This window comes from Planktothrix sp. FACHB-1365 (assembly GCF_014697575.1).
Lineage (GTDB): Bacteria > Cyanobacteriota > Cyanobacteriia > Cyanobacteriales > Microcoleaceae > Planktothrix.
Map to the genome: position 1 here is coordinate 23,216 of NZ_JACJSC010000037.1, position 21,264 is coordinate 44,479.

The window sequence follows — 21,264 nt, forward strand, 5'->3', positions numbered from 1 at the left end:
CGACTTCTCTCAACATTCATGGGGATGTGTAACGTCTTGCCTTTAGAATAGGAGTTTGAGTCCTGCTAGATTTCAAATTCCAGATTTTTCCATTGTTTTAGAGGAGACGTTGCTGTGCTGAATACGATTTTGGTTGCTGTGGATGATTCACCGACTGCGAAGTTTGTGATTGAGGCACTGGGCCAACTACAATTGCAACCCACAACAAACGTGATCTTCTCTCATGTGGTGCCAACGGTGGCATCGGATTTTGATTTGGTGGCTGATAGACCTCATCTGGGTAGTGATGAGTTTCCTTATCGTCATATTGAAAAGCAACTTCGAGGTTATCAGGATCAGTTAGATTGTGAAAGTGAAATTGAAATTGTGGCGGGTGACCCAGCAGAGGAAATTATTCGGTTAGCCAATATTTATAAAGCGGATTTGATTATCATTGGGAGTCGGGGACTAACGGGGGTCAAACGAATTTTACAAGGGTCGGTGAGTTCTCAGGTGGTTTCGGAAGCCAATTGTTCGGTTTGGGTGGTTAAGGAAGTTGAGGGTTAGTTGAACGTTAAGACTTTTTAACCCTCCGTTCAACAGGATGCCTATTTTTTGACGACAGCAACAGTAAAATAGCCCAGAAAATTCCTAACTTGTCCCCTACTAAATCGGCTGGGAGGGTATTAACCCACACAGCCAACCGTTTAAGTTAAGAACGAGTTTGACTTGCTTGCAATTGTTGTAACATTTCCTCAGAACTTTGGGCGGGTTTGTTACATTTTAATCCCTGACAAACTAACCCGATAATATCCTGGGGAAGGGTGTTATCTGCTTTAAAAATAATAGCCGGGAAATATTGAATACTCAACTCTGAAATTTGTTCGGGAAAAGTTCTAACTAAAGTATTATTCCGATACCAATCTAAGGCTGTAAATAAACTGGGACAGGCTTGGGGGGATTTTTGCATCACGGAACTAAAGGCGGTTAAGCCTTGTTCAGCTAAATCTAAAAGTTCCAGATTTTCGGTTAATAAAAACAGACGGACTAAATTAGAAATGGCGACCCCATTGGCGGCGGGAGTTGCATTATCAATATAGCTGCGTTCTCGAATTAATAAATCTTCTCCTGTGTCTTTAGCAGTATTAAAATATCCGCCCAATTCCACACTCCAGAGTAAATTATTAAATTCTTCTTGAACTTTTTTGGCTTGTTCTAACCAATAATCGGGCTGTACAGAATCAGGTGTTACCGTTAAACTCGCTTGATGTAAATCAATCAACGCTTTAATCAATAACGCATAATCTTCAGATTGAGCAACAACGTCCGGTTGTCCTTCATAATTTACCCGATGTAAGCGTCCGTCTATCCACTGGTTTTTAAGAATAAATTGAGTCGCTTTTGTGGCTAATTCTAAATATTCAACGTCTCCCAAAATTCGCGCGGCTGTGGCTAAACCAGAAATCATTAAACTATTCCAAGCTACGATCATTTTAGTATCCGTAACGGGGGGAATTCTTCCTAACCAATCATGGGTTTTTGCTTCTTGATTATTGCGAGCCGGAGCAAAGGTTTTTACCGTTTCTGGTAATTCTCCATAGCGAACTTTAAAAAGTTTGGCTAAAGCCGATTCAATAATAGGGCTGAACTCATCTGCATTTGTTCTTTGTAGAACATTTTTTCCTTCAAAATTCCCCGCTTTTGTAATGGTAAATTGTTCTTGTAAAACGGTATATTCTTCGGGAGTTAAAACTTGTTCTAGTTCGCTATTATGCCAAACATAAAAGGCTCCTTCTTCCGGTTCTGATTCGTCGGGAGCGGTAAAATTATCAGCATCTTGAGACGCATAAAAATACCCTTCTGGAGCCGTCATTTCCCGTTTTAACCAAGCTACAGTTCCTTGAATTGACCGTTTAAAAGCCGGTTTTTGAATGCCCGCACTCCATAAATTCGCTAAATATTCAACAATTTGTCCATTATCATAGAGCATTTTTTCAAAGTGGGGAACTGTCCAAGTCGGGTCAACGGTATAGCGATGAAATCCTCCCGCAACGTGATCATAAATTCCCCCTAATGCTAAGTCTAAACCCCGTTGGGTACAAGCTTGTTTAGCATCATATTGACCCTCAAGATTAAACCGAATTCTTCGCAATGCCATGTCTGTATATGGAATCATCGGAAACCTTGGCCCCCCATATTCATTCCGGCTAACAACCCCGGTATTAGCTTCTAATCCTTTTTGTAATAAATCTTCCGTTAATTCAGAAACGGGTAAGATTGTAGCTTGTTGCAAATGCGTCATGATTTCATCTTTAAACGCTTGCAATTTAGTTTTTTCTAAGTCATAAAATCGACGAATCGCTTGTAAAACTTCTAAAAATCCAGGTCTACCATAACGGGGTTCTACAGGAAAATAAGTGCCGCCATAAAAGGGAATTCGTTCGTCAGGAGTTAAGAATATATTTAACGGCCATCCCCCTTGACCCGTCATCATTTGTAAAGCTTGCATATAAATACTATCAATTTCTGGCCGTTCTTCTCGATCTACTTTAATCGGGAGAAAATGTTGATTCATATATTGGGCAATTCCTGGATCAGAAAATGCCTCTCCTTCCATAACGGTGCACCAATGACAACTCGAATAACCAATAGATAGAAAAATCGGTTTATTGGCTAACCGTGCTGTTTCTAAAGCTTCGTCACACCAAGGCCACCAATCAATGGGATTTTCTGCGTGTTTGCGAAGATAAAGACTTTTGGATTCAGAAAGACGATTAACCATGAGAAATACCTAAAGATGTTTTTAGACTCAATCGATTTTAGTTTAACATTTTGATTCTGTTCTGGGTATGGATTTTTTGATTAGCAATTCATGGTTTAATATTAAGTCTGGGTGGAGACGCGCCATGGCACGTCTCTACGGGGATTATTTATTATATTCAGGGTTTTAATATTATGGTTTCTCGCCGACAGTTTAATCAACTTGCTGCTTATTTTTCTGTGGGATCATTAATTCCTCCCTCTATTTCTAAGCTGTTTAATTTTAACACAACAGAAGCCGAAATTCAACAGGAATTCAAAACATTATTATCGATTTTAGATCCAGAAATTGAACTTTTAGTCCCCACCTATTTAGGAAATGATCAACGGCGTTTTTATGGTCGAGGTGTGCCTGAAAATATTAAACAAATTCATAAATTTCCATTAGGAACCGGGGTTACTTATGTCGGACGAACTCGTAAAGTTTGGAGTGGGGCAGGATGGACAGGACAACCGACGATTACAAGAGATCGAGGGAAAACCTATTTAATTATAGGGGCATTTGATCATTATTTAAGAAAAATAGAATTAGACACACAGCAGGAAATTTGGAGGTATAAATTTGATGATGTGATTAAAGGAACATCCAGTATTTATATTGATGAAACAGCAACGGACGAGAATAAAATTGTTGTTTTACAAGGCAGTCGCAGCAGTTTATCTAAAGGCGGATTAGCCACCAGTTTTCGGGCAATTTCCTTTAGGACTGGAAAAGAACTTTGGAAGTTAAATTTACGTTCTACCCCCAGTTATAGTCGAGATAATGATAGTTCTCCTTTATATTTAGGAGATGGAGTCATTTTTAATGCGGGAGAAAATGCCATTGGTTATTTTCTTAATAGTTCGGTTAAAACGGCAGAAAAAAAATCAGGATTTTTACAACCTCAAATTTTATCGGAAGTAAAACTCTATGGAGATGGAGATAGTAGCCGACATGGGGGAAATTTAGTCAGTGAATCTTCTCCCTCGCGGTTAGGAAATCGAATTTTTATGGCATCGGGTTCAGGACATATTTATGGAATTGATTTAAAAACCCGAAAAATTGTTTGGGATTTTTATACAGGTTCAGATATTGATGGTTCGGCGGTTATTTCTCAAGATGGAAAGTTATTCTGTGCAATTGAAAAACAATATATTCCGGGCAATGGAGGGGTTTTGAAACTAAATCCGAATCGGGAACTGAAAGATAGTGTGGAATGGTTTTTACCGACTAAAAATCAACGTTTTAATACCTGGGATGGCGGTATTATCGGTTCTGTGGCGTTGAATGATGAATATAATCCCGATGGATTTCCGGCTATTTTTGCCACCAATGCCATCGATGGGTATTTATATATTGGATCTCAAAAGATTACCACCGGAAAAACCGTGAATGGGCCGTTAGGAACGGGACAATATAAAACCCCTATAATTTTGGTACAGGAGAAAATCGGAGCTTCGATTTCAACGCCTATTTTTACCGATGGTTATAAATTAGTTACGGCTGGATATAATGGGGTTTATTTATTTAATTTATATTGGGAAGAAGCGAGAGCCAATCAAAGCAATGTAATTCCTAACGAACGGGGGGAATATTATCGCTTAAGAGTGGAACAAACGGGACGATTTAAACCGGAGGTTTCTTTCGAGTCAACTCCTGTGGTTTGGCAGGGTCAGGTTATGATTTGTGGACGGGATGGGGGATTATATACCTTGGGTTAAATTACCAAACCCAACTTTGCGTCCATTATCTCGTTTCGGGTGTGAACCTCTGCAAAATTTTCTAAGTCTAGTTACTATAAAAGTAGGGGAGTAGATTCATTCCAAGAGGTCATTCTGAGTTAAGGCGTTGGAGTCCTCGATAAACAGAACTCAGACCTTTTCAGAATCACTTCTAAATAGACCTTGATGTCTACGACTTCTAATAAGGAGATTAGGATAATTGCTATGACAAACTCAGATACTCAAATCAGCCGTACCTATTTACAGGAAGATATACAAGAAATTCTCTATATTGCCATTTGTCGCAAACAAGATAATGAGGAAATGACTCGTCAAGATTTGTTAGAAATTGCTAAAGATTTAGGAATTTCTTACCAAGATTTAGAACTGGCTGAACAGCAATGGCAGTTACAGAAACAAGAAGCCGATGAAAAGTTAGTCTTTAATGTTTATCGGCGAAATCGACTGAAACAAAATTTAATTCAGTTTGCTATTGTTAATGGTTTCTTGATTTTAATTAATCTGGTGATTGCTCATAGTATTGGATTTGCAGCGTTTGTCTTTCTATTTTGGGGATTATTTTTAACCCTCAGAGCTTGGAAAACTTATCAAACGGAAGGAGACGATTATGAAACGGCTTTCAAAGCATGGCGATTGAAAAAAACCGTTGGGAAATCTATTAATGCTTTTGCTGATAAAGTTTTAAAAGGATTGCAGTCTTAACGGATAAAATAGAAGAACTCGCCAAGAAACGGATGTAGAGATGAGTAAATTTACCTCTTTACATCCGTTTCTCCCTTTCAGGCTTAAGTATTTCTAACAATTAAAATATATTGCATAATTTAAACAAATGTAAACTTGAACTGAGTGCAAATAAATGTTGCAAACCGACACACTTTCTAATTTTTCCCCTAAAATAATAAGTATAGAAGACTGACTGATTCTTACGAGGTGAGGCAGTATGAACATCTTAAAATCTGTTAAAGAAATGATGACCTATCTGACGGAAGCCGCAGGACGGATGTTTGTCGTCAGTGATGATATCTACCCCGAAGTCGGTACGCAACCCTTTGAAGGAACTCCCAACAAAGATCCGCGTTGGAAACACTAAAGATAACAACACAATTGAATGTGTGATTACCCCTTGTTTTTTCTCTTGTTTTCAAGATCACTTTAAATCCCTCGTAATACTTTACGGGGGATTAATCTTTTTAGAGGATTTGATTAAGAAAAAAAGCTAAGGACGCACTTCCAAATGGAACAGTAAGATTATCAATTCCATATTTTGAAAATGTTTCTAACGTCGTTGCTACAAAGGCTACAACTATTGAAATTATCCAAGTTGGTTGATCATTTCCCTGAATAACTAACAAAATGCTAAGGGAAATCATAAAACTAACGCATAGCATGGTTAGGGAACCTTCCCAACTTTTGCAACTTCCTAAAAAACAATATTGATGTTTACCCCATTTTTGACCAATCACGGCGGCTAAACCATCCCCCCAAGCCATGATTAAAATCCCTAAAGCAGCATATTGAGGTTGTTGAATTGTCCAAAACCAACCGATTAAAACCCCAATACTAATGGCATAGAAAAACGTTCCTAAACTGTTGCGTCCCACACTATTAATACTGGGAAGAATTGGAGTTTGATAGGAAATAATGGCAATGATTCCTGAAATTACACTAGCTGCAATTCCCACCCATGCGGGAATATTTAACCACCAGGCTAATAATATCACATTTCCAGTTCCGATATGTACAATTTTTCGGGAGACTTCAGCATTCACTGAAAAAATGCGGTTGAGTCCTTCTGCTATTACTAAAATTAAACCTAACCAAACCGCAACTAACGTGATTTGGAATCCTAAAGAAGGAATTTCAGTTAAACTCGGCATGGAATTAATCGGGTGTAAATTAATCTAAACTATTAGTATACGCTGATTGTTGGATTTTCAGAATTCCTCTAACCTTTATTCTTTTTAAGTATGTCAGAACTCAGCTACTCCAATGATGTATTATCTAAGCATCAATTTTTGGTCAAAGAAAAATTTGGTCAAGTTAATGTTTACGGAAAAAATGCTCAATCTTTATTAAATAAAGCCACAGGTTTTATTCGAGATTATGATTTTACCCTTAATCCCTATCGTGGATGTCAATATGGATGTAGCTATTGTTATGCGGTGGCGTTTAGTCCGAATTCTCAGATGCAAAAAGAGTGGGGAAATTGGGTGATTATTAAAGAAAATGCCGTGGAAATGTTAGAAAAAGAATTACAACGATGGTATCGTCGTCATCCTGATAAACCGCCGAGTATTTATATGAGTAGTGTTACTGACCCCTATCAACCCATTGAAGCCAAAGTGCAACTAACTCGGCAATTATTAGAAGTCATGATTAAGTATCAACCGATTTTAGTCATTCAAACTCGGAGTCCGATGATTACGAGGGATATTAATTTATTACAACAGTTTAAATCCTTAAGAATTAATCTAAGTATTCCCACAGGAAGCGAAGCCGTTAAACGAGATTTTGAACCTCAATCACCCAGTATTAAATCTCGAATTCAGGCGATAGGAAAATTAAGATATAATATTCCCTTTCAAACCGGACATGATATCCGATTTTCGATTACAATTACGCCTCTATTACCGACTTTACCCGAACATCAAGATGCTTTTATTTTAAAGTTGGGTTTTGTTGATAGAATTGTAATTCAAGAGTTTCATCCCACTCAAAATAAAAGTTTAGTCGCTTCTACCCGTGAACAAGCGATCGCCCTTAAAGAAAAATACGCTTGGTGGTATAATCAAGAGCAGGAAAATTATTCTCAGTTTAAACAAAAATTAGAGTTTTTGCTCAGTGATGTAGAAATTAAAGAGGGACGAGAAGGATTTGGCTATGATTAATACTTTAACTCAGGGTTGGCGTTCTCTGAAGTTATGTTTAGCATTACACCGAGGGGATGAACAGCAAGCTCGAAAAATCTTACAAGAGATTCGACGCTCAAATCCGCAGCTTTCAGGATTAGAAAAACTCTTTCAAGATAAGTTAGAAGCCGATTATGAATTAAAGCAAAAACAGAAAGAAATTGTTCAGTTAAAGCACAAACTGAAACGCTTATCGCAATTAGATTCTCTCCCCTCAGAATTTTATTTTGACGAAAAAAAGCCTATTATTCCTACTCAAAATATCATTGATCATATTACCCAAAAATTTAATTTAATAGATCAGGATTATTCTTTCATTCAATGTACAGGGATTGATTTAGAAATTTTTAGTGATTTTGAATTGAATTTGGCTGTTTTTATTGAAGATGAATTTAAACAAATGAGTCAAAGAAAAAATTTTGAGGCTTCCTTAACAGAAGCAGTTCAAGATTTGAATGGATTAAAATCTGGGGAAGATCCTAAATATTCTTTTGAATTGAGTCCTTATGTGTATTTGTTGCGCTATTTCTTAACTAATGTTTATGGGGCTTATTTAGCATGGTTTTTAATCTATAAAACCGGGTTATTATCCAAACATATCAAGATTTTAGATATTGCGGCTGGCCCAGGCACCATGATTTATGGTTTGGATTTATTTCTGAGAAGCAGTCATTTAGGGCTGAATTCGTCGGAGTTTCAAATTGCCTATTATTCTTTGGAAAAACAAGCGAAATTCCAATATCGCGGACTTCAATTTTGGCGACGATACGTTGAACAACTTCCCCAACCAACTAATGCGTATTTCCGGTTTGATACTTGTGATCTATTAGGAGATTTCTCTAATTTTGATAAAATGCCGAAACAATTTTTTAATTTTATTATTATTTCCCATTGTTTCTTTTATCAATCCCAAATCAGACAAAAGGCAAATACTAATTTTCAATATATTTTTAATCGCTGTTTACAACCAGATGGTTATGTGCTATTCATTGTTCAAGATAAGAAATTATTCAAAGGGTTTAATTTCACACATCGACAAGACTATCATAAAGCAGATAGTGTAATGCAATCTTTTTTGGAAGAAATAGGTCTAAAATTAGTTTGGTATAAATATTTGACATCTACAGGAATGGGGGATCAAATGACTCCTGCTGAGTTTGGTAAATTTGCTCGTGAAAAATTGCCTCGTCAAAATTATATAAGCCCTCTTTGCCAAGACTATTTAAGCTTAAAACATGATCTTAATTATACAATTGACGATTATATAATTCTAGCCCAACGTAAATAATAGAGGTTGATTTTGAATTATATCTCATCTCTACAATCTCAGATTACAAATTATTGAAAATTACCATAGATTTATATCAATGGTTTTCATTAATTATGAAAATACTATTTTTCATTCAAACACTTCAGTAACGCTGTTTCGGGATGATTGGATAAATTTTTAACAATAGTATTGCATTAACGGACTCTAACTTATATATTGAGACTAATTTGCTTTATTCTCTAGCATCATCTATTCAACTTCAATTCACCTTTCACTATGTCCCGCAAAAAAACATTTTTTGAATCCCTAACCCATTGGTTTAGCGACGAACATTTTTTAATGATATTAGAAGAAGTTCAAGTTGCGATCGCTAAAACCTTATCCCTTGCAATGGTGGTGATCATTGTAGTTTGTTGCGGTCAATTAATTTTATATTTAACTCAAAAATTACTAACGGATTCTACTTTGATATTTAAAGTTTCTTTATTTGAAATTTTTGGATTGTTTTTAAATGTTTTAATTGCATTAGAAATATTAGAAAATATATCATCCTATTTGAAAAAGCACGTTATACAAGTTGAATTAGTCATTATTACTTCTTTAATCGCAGTCGGTAGAAAAATTATTATTTTTGATTTGGATAAAAAATCAGGTGAAGATTTAATTGGTCTGGCTTTGGCTGTTTTAGCATTGTCAATTAGCTATTTAATTGTGCGATTAAATAAAGGAAAGTAATTTTTTTAATCCTTCTTAAATTGTTAGAGGATATTTAACCTAGAGGTGACAATCCCTAAAAAAATAACAATATGTATAGCAACATACAAATTTTTGTCCCTTAAATCCCCTTTTAAAAACATAAGTTCACAAATTGTATCATCCTATCAAGCCAAGATCAACTAAACTAACAACCAACCAGAAACTCAGGATTTAGTCTAGTTAACGCTTAATTCTATGGAAACCCTATTAAACCAATTTTGGCATTTTGTTTCAGGAGCATTTACCCTTAACCCAGATGTCTTTAAAGAAATTAGCACCCTACCCAATAGGTTAACGATCGCATTAATGATTGTTCTAGCGGCGGGTTTATCTCAATCCATTGGACAATGTATTGTTTTATTCGCCAATAAAGTTAAACCTGTTCGGTTTGTATTAAGTTTAGGAATTTCTGCGATTGTTTTTACCCTCAGTTATGGATTATGGGCAACAAGTATTTGGATTACCAGTAGTTTAATTTTCAAGATCCCACTCAGTTTTAGCTTGATTTTTACAATCGTAGGGGTGAGTTACGCCCCCCAAATGTTAGGGTTTTTAATCGGTTTACCTTATTTAGGAATTGCCATTGGGGTATTCCTTTCAATTTGGAGTTTACTCGCTCAATTTGTAGGATTAGAAACCATTGCCATTTTTGATGATTGGTCAGCTTTTATTTGTACTTTAATCGGGTGGGTTGTCTTACAAATTCTGCAACGAACCATTGGTCGTCCGATTTTAGCATTTAGCCGTTGGTTATCAAATTGGGCGGCGGGTACTTCATTAATTACAGACCCAAAACAATTAGAGCAAATGCTGATGGATGGCAGTGATCCGCAACTGGTTACTGTTGGTAAAGAACTTTGGTTAGAAGCAGAACAGCAAGAAGAAACACCCCAACGAAAACCCTCATCAATTATTAAATTTATTGCTCTAGCAGCCTTAGCTTTATTATTAATTTTAATCTTGACCCCCACCGATAAAAATCCTTTTTACATCTGGTTTGGATTATTAAATGATTCTTTCCGATTGGCTTTAAAATTAATTCAATATAGTTTAATCGCCCTGTTAATTTCTATTATTTTAACTCCCCTAGAATCCTTAAGCTGGTGGGCGGGATGGTATGGAGTTCAACCGTTACAAAATCCGGGGAAATTAGTATCAGAAGCTTGCCCAGATACTCCCATCAATCATTATGTTGTGTATTTAGATGGCATCAATCAAGGTTCCTATCAATATTTACCTGAAGTTGAACGCTTTTTAGATGATTTAGCAGCAGCCACTCCTGATAATATTGCCATTGTTAAAGGGATTATGCCCTATTCTGTCACCAATAATCCCTTAACTCAAAATCGACCTTTTGCCTTTTTGTGGCGCATTGTAGACTCGATGGCGGTTAACAATCCTGCCAATCCCATTGGGTTTATTATTAATGCTCGTAATATTGTCTCAGTGGCGGTTTCAGCCGATCCTCGTTATGGCCCAATTCAAAATCAAGGTTTAGCGCAGGTTTTGTATAATAGTTTACTTAACTATGGTTATCCCCTCGGTAGTTCGATTCCGGTGACGTTAATTGGCTATAGCGGTGGTGGTCAGATGTCAATGGGGGCTGTAACCTTCCTCAAACGCACTCTCAATGCTCCGATTACGGTAATTTCCATTGCAGGGGTCATCAGTGGAAATACGGGGGCAATGGTGACAGAACATCTCTATCATCTGGTGGGTGAAAAAGATAGTGTTGAAAAAGTGGGCGCAATTATTTTCCCTGGACGCTGGCCAATTGCGTTATTATCCAATTGGAATTGTGCTAAACGCCGAGGAAAAATTAGTTTTATTTCTTTAGGGCCCGTCGGACACAATATGATGGGTGGCCCGATGGGAGATGAGAAACTCCTAAATGGTAAAACGTTTCTGGAACAAACCGTTGATATTGTCACCGGAATTTTATTAGAAAATTGGGAACTGACCGGGTTAGCGCCGGAAACGTTGAAAAAACCCAGTAACTATGAACGCTACAAACGAGCGGCTTTTAATCACATTAATTATTATCCGATTCAACAAACCCTTGATTCTCCCTATTATCAACCCGTAGGAACGTGGATTGGTCGCTTAATTTTACCGGAAGAATCAGATCGTCAGCGCGTCAAAGGCGTGTTGTTTGAAATTTATCATGCTGATGAGAAAAATCAACATCGCATCGGGCAAATTGTCAATTTGAGGTGGGATTTTGACAACCCCACTGTTAAATTAAGAGTGCAATTAGTTACCCAGGATTTAAACTTTATTGAGCAGGTCAGAGTGAGTGAATCCCAGGGAAATATTCACCCGGAACGGATTAATGGTTGGTCAAAAGTTGATCCTTTAGAATCCATCGCCGGAGCTAGACCCCAGGATGATGTGATTGTTGTGTTAAAAGATCCTGTGCTTTTAAAAGATACGGGAGCAGAACCTCCAAGTCTTTATATTCAGCATGATCCTGTAGAAATTACCGGGCGATTTTATGGGTTAGTTACGGTTGTTCAAAATTTAGGAAAAGACCTGTTTTTAGTTCGTCATTATCAACCTGAATCTCAAGGATTTTACGGCCCCGAAGAACAAGTCTATTTACCTTCTGTTGTAGCTAATCGAGATGGGATTTTGTCTTCGGTTAATCAAGATTTAGAACGCTCTCCAATTAATCCTTCAGGATGGTATATTTTTGGGCAAAAAAATATCGATGGTCAATTTGTAGTTCAAGCACTCGCACCTCGTCGATTATTTTCCCTGAATCCAGATGTTGTAATTTCGGGACAACAACAAACCCTAGATTATATTAATCATGAATACTGGAAAAATAAAGTTACCCCCAAAGGGGAAATTAAGACGATTTTACTCAATCCTAATCAGGAGAATTCGATTTATTCTGTTCATCCTGAATCCCTTTGGCAAGAAGGCGATCGCGCTTTATTAATGCACGTTTATGGAGGCATTGGAGGCCCTAATGGAGATCATACTCCCTTTGGGATTTACTTCGGACATTTTGCCTATGGCATAGCTACGGTTATACGCGATCGCATCACCCAAGAGTTACGCTTTAATATTGAGTATCGCCAAATTTATACCCATAATTGTGATGGGATTATTTCAGCCAATTTAGACTGGACACGCTACGCAGGTGATCGTCAATTTGGGTGGTTAGGATGTCGTCCTTTTACCGATATTCTGATTAAATTTCCTCCCCTAACTCAAGATTATGATTTTGATGGGTTCAAATTTTCTCCCTTGGATTTTGTGATTAATGAACTTGATATTATGACGGCTCGATATCGCATTGGAGATGGTACGGGAACCACTTTTGTGAGTGCGATTAATTCCTGTTCTCAAGATTCCAGTCAAGCCTTGTACTTATCTCTCAGACGAATGCTGGCTCAATTTGAATTAAATCCCCTATTAATGAAATGGTTGCGAGAAAATCCTCACCATGAACAAACCGAACGATTCTTCCAATTAAATACCTTAGTAAGAAGTTTAGAAAAGATCTTAACACCGATGGGAAAAGTCAGGAAAGATTGGCAATACAGTGCCCCAACTTTAGGTCGTTTTCCCGAAGAAACTCCCTTAAAAACCTTGTCTCGATTAGCGGACAGTTGGCGATCTTTATTACCTCGATTAATTAACGATCAAATCGCCATGATCTTTCTACAATTAGGAGCTTATGTCTGGATTCTCCGTACCAATCAAGTCGGTGGAAACGATTCCTCGATTGAACCCCTAATTCCTACAGATTTTTGGTTTGGTATTCCTAAACTGGAACACTTTAAATATGATTCATGATCCCCAAACCTTCTAAAAATGGCCCAATGCTGAACACAATTTAAGATTTATTGCGAAAATGAACGTCTAATAACGGTAAAATAAATTCCGTTCAGAACCCCCAGTTTAGGTTAGCATCCCAAACCCTGATGTTTGTGATTCAATTTGGGATGACCACAAAACTGGGGATTGTTCATAAGGTCAAATCAAAACTTCGTGCAATTATCCAATCGTTCTAACCAGTCAACCCTAAACCCGTTACCGAGTACAACCTCAGAGTTACCCTTTACTCTTCAAGACGTGAAAGCTGCGATTCCCGCCTACTGCTTTGAACCCTCGGTGTGGAAATCTCTGAGTTACTTCTTTATTGATATTTCCATCATTGCAGCCCTTTATTTCATCGCCTATAAACTCGATTCTTTGCTATTTTTCCCCATTTTTTGGGTGATGCAAGGAACGATGTTTTGGGCGTTATTTGTTGTGGGCCATGATTGCGGTCATGGGTCTTTCTCAAAAATCAAATGGCTCAATAACTTAATTGGCCATCTTTCCCATATCCCCATTCTGGTTCCCTATCACGGTTGGCGAATTAGCCACAGAACTCATCACGCCAATACAGGAAATATTGACACCGATGAAAGTTGGTATCCGGTCACGGAAACTAAGTTTAATATCATGCCTTGGTATGAAAAGCTATTTCGCTTTTATCTGCCTTTACTCGCTTATCCGATTTATCTATTTCGGCGCTCTCCCAATCGTCAAGGGTCTCATTTTCTTCCTAGTAGTCCCCTATTTAAACCCTCGGAAAAATGGGATATTATTACCAGTACATCCCTGATGATTGTCATGGTAGGGTTTTTAGGATTCCTAACTTATCAGTTTGGATGGCTGTTTTTTGTCAAATACTATTTCATGCCCTATTTAGTATTTGTAATATGGCTGGATTTAGTCACTTATTTACATCATACGGAAGCTGATATTCCCTGGTATCGGGGGGATGATTGGTATTTCCTGAAAGGAGCATTATCGACTATTGACCGCGATTATGGCTTTATTAACCCGATTCATCATGATATTGGGACTCACGTTGCTCACCACATTTTCTTGAGTATTCCCCACTATCATTTAAGAACAGCCACAGAAGCGATTAAACCCCTTTTAGGTGACTATTATCGTTACTCGGCTGAACCCGTTTGGAAGAGTTTTATTCAATCTTATTGGTCTTGTCATTTTGTTCCTGATAATGGTTCAAAAGTGTATTATCAATCCGGTTGGAATTCTGACAAAACCGTTGATTAAAGACTGATCAATTCAGATGCGGGGTTTCAGGTTAGAAATCCCGTTTTTTTTCCTTTTTAATATGAAATCCAATTATAGATGCTACAGATGATCCTTCCTAACCCTACCCCGTAGAGACGTTGTATGCAACGTCTCTACGGGGGTGAATTTGTAGCATTCTTTTCGGGATGTCATATAAAATTTGAAAAATTAACTCTGAATTTGATATCATCAAGTTTATATTAAGTTAAAGTATCTGTTTATGTCTTTTTACAACCAAAACCTAGAAGCATTTCTGCAACTGTTACAGGAACAACCTCAATTATTTACCGAGTCAAAACGTCAAGAATTACTTGCTGTAATTGAACCGCTACCGGATGACATTGAAACGTTATCTATTGCGATCGCAAGTTGGTATGAAACTGATGATGAAATTGTTGATGCTCAATTAGAAATCCTGAATAATTCTATTTTAATGGCTAATAATTCTTCTGGCGATCGCACCACCGAATTAGCATTAGCCCGTTTTCCTAAAAATAACATTGACGATGTTCCTAAACCCAATCAACCGTTAAACAAAGAAACCTTAAAAAAGGCTATTCAAACATTATAACTAAAATCTTAATTAACCCCTCTCTATCAACTGATAACGGATAACTGGTACAGACGCGCCATGGCACGTCTCTACTGATAACTGTAATTATTGAATTTTAACATTTAATTGATAGGTTGCATTTCCACGAGTTCCCCCAACAATAATTTCATACGTTCCGGTTGCGGGTAATTTTAAACTAGATTGAGTGGCTTCTGTTTTTAAAACCTGTCCATTGGGAGCAATAACATCAAAAACAGCATTATTTTCTAACGATGTCATTTTAACATCCATTCTCTGTCCTTGATTCGCTTTTAATAAATAAATATCTCGACTTCCCCGAACAACAGATTGGGACACAGTAGCTGAATTTTTCCCCGGTGCGAAACGAATTTGAGAAACTAAACACGGTTGTTTTTTATAAACCACTCGTCCCGTATTCAGAGAATCAGATGTTAACGTCCAGGTTTCTTTCGTTTTTTGAGTATCTAACTCAATTTTTGTGGTAATATTTAACGATAATTTATTGCCATTTTTTGTTCCTTGTAACGTTTGAATATAGGACGTATATTGACACTCCCCGCTCTGAAGAGACGGGGATTCTACATTCTACGTCAGAATTTGCTCAACCAGGGTAGCCCCAAGAAGAGTAGAGACTCCAACTCCTGTAGCGTTACTTCGGGATTGCCCATCCCTAGTTTGTTTTGCCAGATTGAGAATATTAATTGCAGCATTTGTATCTCTATGTAGTTCGCATCCACAATTACAAATATGGGTGCGAGTTGATAGAGATTTTTTCACAATTCCCCCACAATTAGAGCATTTTTGCGAAGTGAAATGGGGTGCAACTGGTATTGCTAATTTATCAAACTTAGCTGCAAAATATTCTATCCATTGCCGGAACAAATACCAACTAGCATCGCTAATTGATTTAGCTAAACAGTGGTTTTTAACCAAATTTCTAACACTTAAATCTTCGTAGACTACTAAGTCGTTAGACTTGCATACGTTACGCGCCGTTATCTTGGCGTGTTCATTCCGTTGCCTGCTTACTTTTAAGTGTTTTTTAGCGTAAATTTTTCTAGCTCTCCGTCTACCTGATGAACCCTTAACCTTTTTATAGATTTGTCTCTGAGATTTTTTAATAGACGTTTCCGCCTTTCTCAAAAACTGGGGATTGGGTTCTTGGTGTCCATTAGAGTCTGTGTAAAATGACTCAATGCCAACATCAATTCCAATTTCATTTCCCGTTTTCGGTTGAACATCGGTAACGGTAATACCCAGACAAAACTGGCAGTAATAACCGTCAGCACGACGAATCAATCGCACCCGTTTGATGTCTTTAAGATTGTAGGTATGGAGATCCCATTTCCCCAGTAATTTAAGATTGCCAATTCCGTTTTTGTCGGTAAAGGTAACTTGTCTTTTAGTTGGGTGTAACTTCCATCCTGTTGTTTTATATTCAACAGAACGACAGTCTTTTTGAAATTTGGGATATCCTTTTTTACCCGAAATCTTTTTCTGGCAATTGTCGTAAAAACGACTAATGGCAGTCCATCCCCGCTCGGCTGCGGATTGGACTGCCATTGAATTTAGATCATTAACAAAGGAGAATTCTTTTCTGAGAGCCGTTGAATATTTGTTTAAGGCAAACTTGTCGATTTTCAACTCTCTGGAATTATCCATCCAGTATCTAATCGCTTTATTGCGAATGAATTGAGTGGTGCGGATGGCTTGATCAATTGCTTTGAATTGATCAAGTTTGCCTTTGACTTTGTATTCTAAAACTATCATGAAATTCTCCTGTTTTCGACCTGTTTCTAGGTTAACATAGATTGAGAAATATTCACGGGGAATAAATTCCCCTGAGTCGTTTTTCATCTGTTGTCTGTTGGCGTAGCCTGCCGTAAGGCATAGACACGCTCGTTTTCAATCTCCCAGGTTTGTCTTATAAGATTCTTTTTGATTATGAATTGTAGCTTCCACTCGACCCGTAACTTTATTTCCCTGAATATAAATCCGGGCGATGGAGTCCATATTATCATTCGCGACTGAAAAACAATAGCCTTGAATAGAAGAGGAACTCGAATTTTGAGCAATTTGTATCGGAGGATTAACAGGAACGGCGGTCACTGAGCCTTGCCGAAGTGAGGCTACAATATTAATCTGGGGTGTAACATTCAGAAAAGTTCCTGCAACGGCGACAAATCCTAATACTTTCATCATTATTTTTACCCGGTTAACGATTAAATATGTACTGATTTTTAGGGTTTTGGGTTCCCTGATTTAAGCATTTTCTGACATAATTTTCTATCTTCAGGACTAACCATTAAATTTGTTTTTAAATAATCTTCTACCCAATGGCAAGCATAAGCAAAATCATTCAAACTTAAAACCCGATGTAAATCCCATAATATAACAGTCTTATCAGCACTCGCTGAAATCAGGGTTTTGCTATCGGGACTAAATTTAACATCATAGACTTCATCATCATGAGCATTCAAAGTTTTAACTAAACTACCATCCATTTTCCAGAGTTTAATTGTTTTATCTTGACTCGCAGAAGCAATAAAATGTTGGTCAGGACTAAACGCTACAGCCATAACAGTTCCAGTATGTCCGGTTAAGGTATGTTCATCTATAAAGGATTTCAGTGATGGATTCCACCGCCATAATTTTACCGTTTGATCTCGACTAGCTGAAGCTAAAACCTGTCCATCAGGACTAAACACGACATCCCAAACCCCATCTTGATGACCCGTTAAAGTTTGTAACAGTTGACCTTGAAAATTCCAGATTTTAACGGTATTATCGTCAGAACTAGAGGCAATCCATTGATGTTCAGGCTGAATTGCAATTCCCCAGACTTGACCATGATGACCCTCCAAGTTGGAGCGCAATTTGCCATCCAGTCCCCAGATTTTAATGGTTTTATCCCAACTTCCTGAAATCATAGATTGACTATCAGGACTAAATTTTACATCCCAAACCCCCCATTTATGTCCCTCTAGGGTTTTATCAGGTTGGGTGTTTAACAATCCTGTCTGAGTTCTTTGCCAAAGTTTAATAGTTGCATCATCAGAGGTTGAAGCCAACCAGCGACCATCGGGACTAAATTCTACCCGATTCACCCGCCACTGATGTCCAGTTTTCAAGGTTTGTAATAATCGACCTTTCTTTGTCCAAAGTTTAATAGTTTTATCTAAGGAAGAGGAAGCAATAATTCGACCATCCGGGCTGAAATTAACACCCCAAACGGCATCTTGATGTCCAATCAAGGGCATGACTAAAGCATAGCCAATTTTCGAGAGTTTAATACTTTTATCCCAACTTGCAGAAGCAATGGTTTGACTATCGGGACTAAACGCAACAGCACTGACTTCTCCCTTATGTTGCCATAATGTTTTATAGGGGTTATACAAGGAAGTCGTGGCATCTTTTCGCCAAAGTTGGATTTGTTGATTCCGAATCGCCCCGGCTAAGAATTTGCCGTTAGGACTAAACGCCACCCCCCAAACTTCATCTTCAAAGGCGCCGAAGGTCTGGAGTAACACCCCCTCCCGACTCCAGAGTTTAATGGTTTTATCCCGGCTGGCGGAAGCCAACTGTTGACTATCAGCACTCCAAGCCACCGACATCACTTCAGCTTGATGTCCAGTGAGGGTTTTTAACAATGTGCCATCGGATTTCCAAATTTTAACCGTTTTATCTTCACTTCCAGAGGCGAATCTTTGACCATCGGGACTAAAGGAAACGGTTTTAATTTTTTTTGTATGGGCGGCTATGGTTTTTAACAGTTTCCCGTCTATTGTCCATAATTTAAGGGTTTGATCAAAACTCGCAGAAATGAGTGTATCTTCTGTGGGACTAAAACTCACAGCCATCACTGGGTCTTCATGTCCAGTCAGGGTTCTTAGGTATGTCCCGTCCGTTTTCCAGAGTTTAATCGTTTTATCGTTACTGGTGGAGGCTAGAAGAGGTTGACGGGGACTAAAAGCAATACTAAAAATAGCATCTTGATGGCCGATTAAAGTCTTAACCAATGAACCATCAGGTTTCCAAAGTTTAACCGTTTTATCCAAACCCCCAGAGGCAATTAAATCTCCTTTGGGACTAAACTCTACGGAATGGATAAGGCTAGTATGTCCCAAGAGTTGATTATATTCTTGAATTCCATAGACCGATTTTTGTAAAGTTAACTGCACATTTTCACGGGTTTCGGGATCAATATTGGGTAAGGTTTGTAATTGTTTATAAGCTTTTATCGATTGAATTAAAGCTTCAAATCGTTGATTTAGGGCAAATAAAGCTTCAGAAGATTGGCGTAAGGCTTTCATTTCATTGGTTTTTGCTTGTTGTTCATTCACCCTCGCTTGATGATATTGAAACCAACTAATTCCACTTAATCCCATCGCAATAATTAAAGCACCACTCACGGATAACAGTAAAAATCGTTGCAGTTTTGCCGTTTGTTTTTCTTGAATAAGACGGGCTTCTACTTCCTGCATTCGGGCGGCTTCTAAAGCTTGCTGCATTTCCCGACGGTCTAATTCTTCACTTTTAGCTAAAAATTGATAATCTAAATCACTAATACTGCGACCACTTGACCAATTTTGAGCTTCTTTTAAGGCTTGTCCTCGTAAGAGTCGGGAAGAATCTTGTTGATTTGATTGTAACCAGGCATCAAAAGCTTGAGAATAGGGACGCAGGCTACTAAGTTGTTGGGTCACCCAATCAGAATCAAATACTTCTTGATAAATTCGATTTTTGACCCAGAGAATGCCACCAGTTTTGATGACTAAACCCGATAAAATCAGTTCTGATTGTTCGTTACTATCATCAGTAAAAACTTCTAAACCCTGGAGAATATTTTGATAGATACCAAGGATTCTTCCTAAACGATACTGATTATATTCGATGCGGTTACGGATGGTTTTTAAATGTTCCGGTTCATCTTGAGATTCCCATTTATAAATTATATGCGATCGCACTAAGGATTCTACCCAAAATCCTTCAGTCCCAGGGGGAATTGTTAAAATATCATTGAGGGTATCCTGAGCAGAATTAAGTACCAATTGGCAGATTTTTTGAGTTAAAAAGGGTTGTCCTCCTGTCCAATTAATAATTTCCCGCATCACAGCCTGAGCATTTGTAACTTTTTTCTCTAAACCTGGAATTAAAGGTTGAACTTCGTTGAGGGTAAAACCTTCTAATTCAATGGCTGTCCCAATATTAAAGGGGGTACGACTGCGATCAGAAATTAAATCGGACGGTGTAGCAACCCCAAATAAGGCAAAGCTAACCCGGTTATATTCAGGATTAATTGCTCTTTGGTTATAACAAAATCGAATAAAAGCAAAAAAATCATCAACTTTAAAATTTAAACTGAGAATACTATCAATTTCATCTACAAAAATAATTAACTTTTTATCGGGAAATTGAGTGAATAAAATATCCTCTATAAAGTTACTTAATCGTTGAACTACTGAAATATCTTCTTCTTCTTTCCACCAATTCTTTAAATTAAATTTACCTAACAGGTTAAATCCACGCCATAATTCGCTAACAATTCCTTTATACCATTGTTGCGCTGTTACCATTTCGCTGCCAATGCGCGTCATATCTAATGTTGTACATTGAAAGCCTTCTTGTTGTAAACGATAACGAGTTTTAACCAGCAAAGAGGATTTCCCCATTTGTCGAGAATTTAACACATAACAAAAATGCCCTTGTTGTAATTGAGAATACAGATCAGAATCTGCTTTTCTCACAACATAAGTCGGAGCATCTTGGGCTAAACTTCCCCCAATTTGATAGTTAGAATAAATCATGAGATCTAGGGCACACCGAACAGCTTAATGGGTAGCAGTATATTATTTTTTTGAGCCTCTTGCCTTAAGATCCCGATTAATGGTATAGGTTGACAATCCCCGCCCTATAAAGTGCGGAGATTCTTAAGAGATGTAAATCCTTAAAGGGTTAGCCAAAAACCCCCTAGACACTCGCTCAAAATTGAGTCTGTGCTTACTTTTAACCAAAATATTGGCACTCCCATTAATATCGGCGGAAACAAGATGTTTATCCTTTGTTATATACAATCCTTTTAGGACGGGGTTTCAAACCCCAATTTTCGATGACAGAACATTTTAATC

Annotated in this window: 16 protein-coding genes; 10 read left to right on the forward strand and 6 right to left on the reverse strand. The window is 37.7% G+C overall.

Features of this window, described 5'->3' with window-relative positions; translation table 11 throughout:
* Positions 1-114: 114 nt before the first annotated feature.
* Complete coding sequence (locus tag H6G57_RS25405; RefSeq protein ID WP_190523728.1) at positions 115-546, forward strand: universal stress protein; 432 nt, start codon at positions 115-117, stop codon at positions 544-546.
* A 145-nt stretch (positions 547-691) separates the two neighbouring features.
* On the opposite strand, the gene H6G57_RS25410 is transcribed toward H6G57_RS25405, so the two are convergent.
* Entirely contained in the window at positions 692-2,761 is a 2,070-nt protein-coding gene (locus tag H6G57_RS25410) for a thioredoxin domain-containing protein (RefSeq protein WP_190523730.1), read from the reverse strand.
* Between the two features lie 173 nt (positions 2,762-2,934).
* Between H6G57_RS25410 and H6G57_RS25415 the strand changes: the two genes are divergently transcribed.
* From H6G57_RS25415 to H6G57_RS25425, 3 genes are all read left to right on the forward strand, one after another.
* Positions 2,935-4,500 carry a PQQ-binding-like beta-propeller repeat protein gene (locus H6G57_RS25415; RefSeq protein ID WP_190523732.1) on the forward strand — a complete coding sequence of 522 codons (1,566 nt, stop codon included), beginning with the start codon at positions 2,935-2,937 and terminating at the stop codon, positions 4,498-4,500.
* 225 nt (positions 4,501-4,725) lie between these two features.
* Positions 4,726-5,223: a 2TM domain-containing protein gene (locus H6G57_RS25420; RefSeq protein ID WP_190523734.1), complete on the forward strand. Its 498-nt coding sequence runs from the start codon at positions 4,726-4,728 to the stop codon at positions 5,221-5,223.
* Positions 5,224-5,461: 238 nt separating this feature from the next.
* Entirely contained in the window at positions 5,462-5,611 is a 150-nt protein-coding gene (locus H6G57_RS25425; protein ID WP_190523736.1) for a hypothetical protein, read from the forward strand.
* A 100-nt stretch (positions 5,612-5,711) separates the two neighbouring features.
* Here the strand turns inward: H6G57_RS25425 and H6G57_RS25430 are convergent, their stop codons facing one another.
* Positions 5,712-6,398, reverse strand: coding sequence for a diacylglycerol/polyprenol kinase family protein (locus H6G57_RS25430; protein ID WP_190523737.1), 687 nt, complete (start codon positions 6,396-6,398; stop codon positions 5,712-5,714).
* Positions 6,399-6,488: 90 nt separating this feature from the next.
* Here H6G57_RS25430 and H6G57_RS25435 point away from each other — a divergent pair, with 90 nt between their 5' ends.
* The 6 genes from H6G57_RS25435 (at position 6,489) to H6G57_RS25460 (ending at position 15,133) form a co-directional block, all read left to right on the forward strand.
* Complete coding sequence (locus H6G57_RS25435) at positions 6,489-7,409, forward strand: radical SAM protein (RefSeq protein ID WP_190523739.1); 921 nt, start codon at positions 6,489-6,491, stop codon at positions 7,407-7,409.
* A complete protein-coding gene (locus H6G57_RS25440) occupies positions 7,402-8,718 on the forward strand; it encodes a photosystem II assembly protein (RefSeq protein ID WP_190523741.1) in 1,317 nt (438 codons plus the stop codon). Before H6G57_RS25435 ends, H6G57_RS25440 begins: the two co-directional genes overlap by 8 nt.
* Before the next feature lie 258 nt (positions 8,719-8,976).
* Positions 8,977-9,435, forward strand: coding sequence for a phosphate-starvation-inducible PsiE family protein (locus H6G57_RS25445; protein ID WP_190523743.1), 459 nt, complete (start codon positions 8,977-8,979; stop codon positions 9,433-9,435).
* A gap of 216 nt (positions 9,436-9,651) precedes the next feature.
* Positions 9,652-13,263, forward strand: coding sequence for a Yip1 family protein (locus H6G57_RS25450; RefSeq protein ID WP_190523744.1), 3,612 nt, complete (start codon positions 9,652-9,654; stop codon positions 13,261-13,263).
* A gap of 195 nt (positions 13,264-13,458) precedes the next feature.
* Positions 13,459-14,541, forward strand: coding sequence for a DUF3474 domain-containing protein (locus H6G57_RS25455; RefSeq protein ID WP_190523746.1), 1,083 nt, complete (start codon positions 13,459-13,461; stop codon positions 14,539-14,541).
* Positions 14,542-14,782: 241 nt separating this feature from the next.
* The gene (locus H6G57_RS25460; protein ID WP_190523748.1) at positions 14,783-15,133 is read left to right on the forward strand and encodes a hypothetical protein; all 351 of its coding nucleotides are present in this window, start codon (positions 14,783-14,785) and stop codon (positions 15,131-15,133) included.
* An 87-nt stretch (positions 15,134-15,220) separates the two neighbouring features.
* Here H6G57_RS25460 and H6G57_RS25465 read toward each other — a convergent pair whose 3' ends face one another.
* From H6G57_RS25465 to H6G57_RS25480, 4 genes are all read right to left on the reverse strand, one after another.
* On the reverse strand, positions 15,221-15,541 hold the full coding sequence (locus H6G57_RS25465) for a hypothetical protein (protein WP_199314457.1): 321 nt from the start codon (positions 15,539-15,541) through the stop codon (positions 15,221-15,223).
* 180 nt (positions 15,542-15,721) lie between these two features.
* A complete protein-coding gene (locus H6G57_RS25470; RefSeq protein ID WP_190523806.1) occupies positions 15,722-16,906 on the reverse strand; it encodes an RNA-guided endonuclease TnpB family protein in 1,185 nt (394 codons plus the stop codon).
* A gap of 135 nt (positions 16,907-17,041) precedes the next feature.
* Positions 17,042-17,338 carry a hypothetical protein gene (locus H6G57_RS25475; protein ID WP_190523750.1) on the reverse strand — a complete coding sequence of 99 codons (297 nt, stop codon included), beginning with the start codon at positions 17,336-17,338 and terminating at the stop codon, positions 17,042-17,044.
* Between the two features lie 38 nt (positions 17,339-17,376).
* A complete protein-coding gene (locus tag H6G57_RS25480; protein WP_190523752.1) occupies positions 17,377-20,943 on the reverse strand; it encodes an AAA-like domain-containing protein in 3,567 nt (1,188 codons plus the stop codon).
* Between the last annotated feature and the right edge of the window lie 321 nt (positions 20,944-21,264).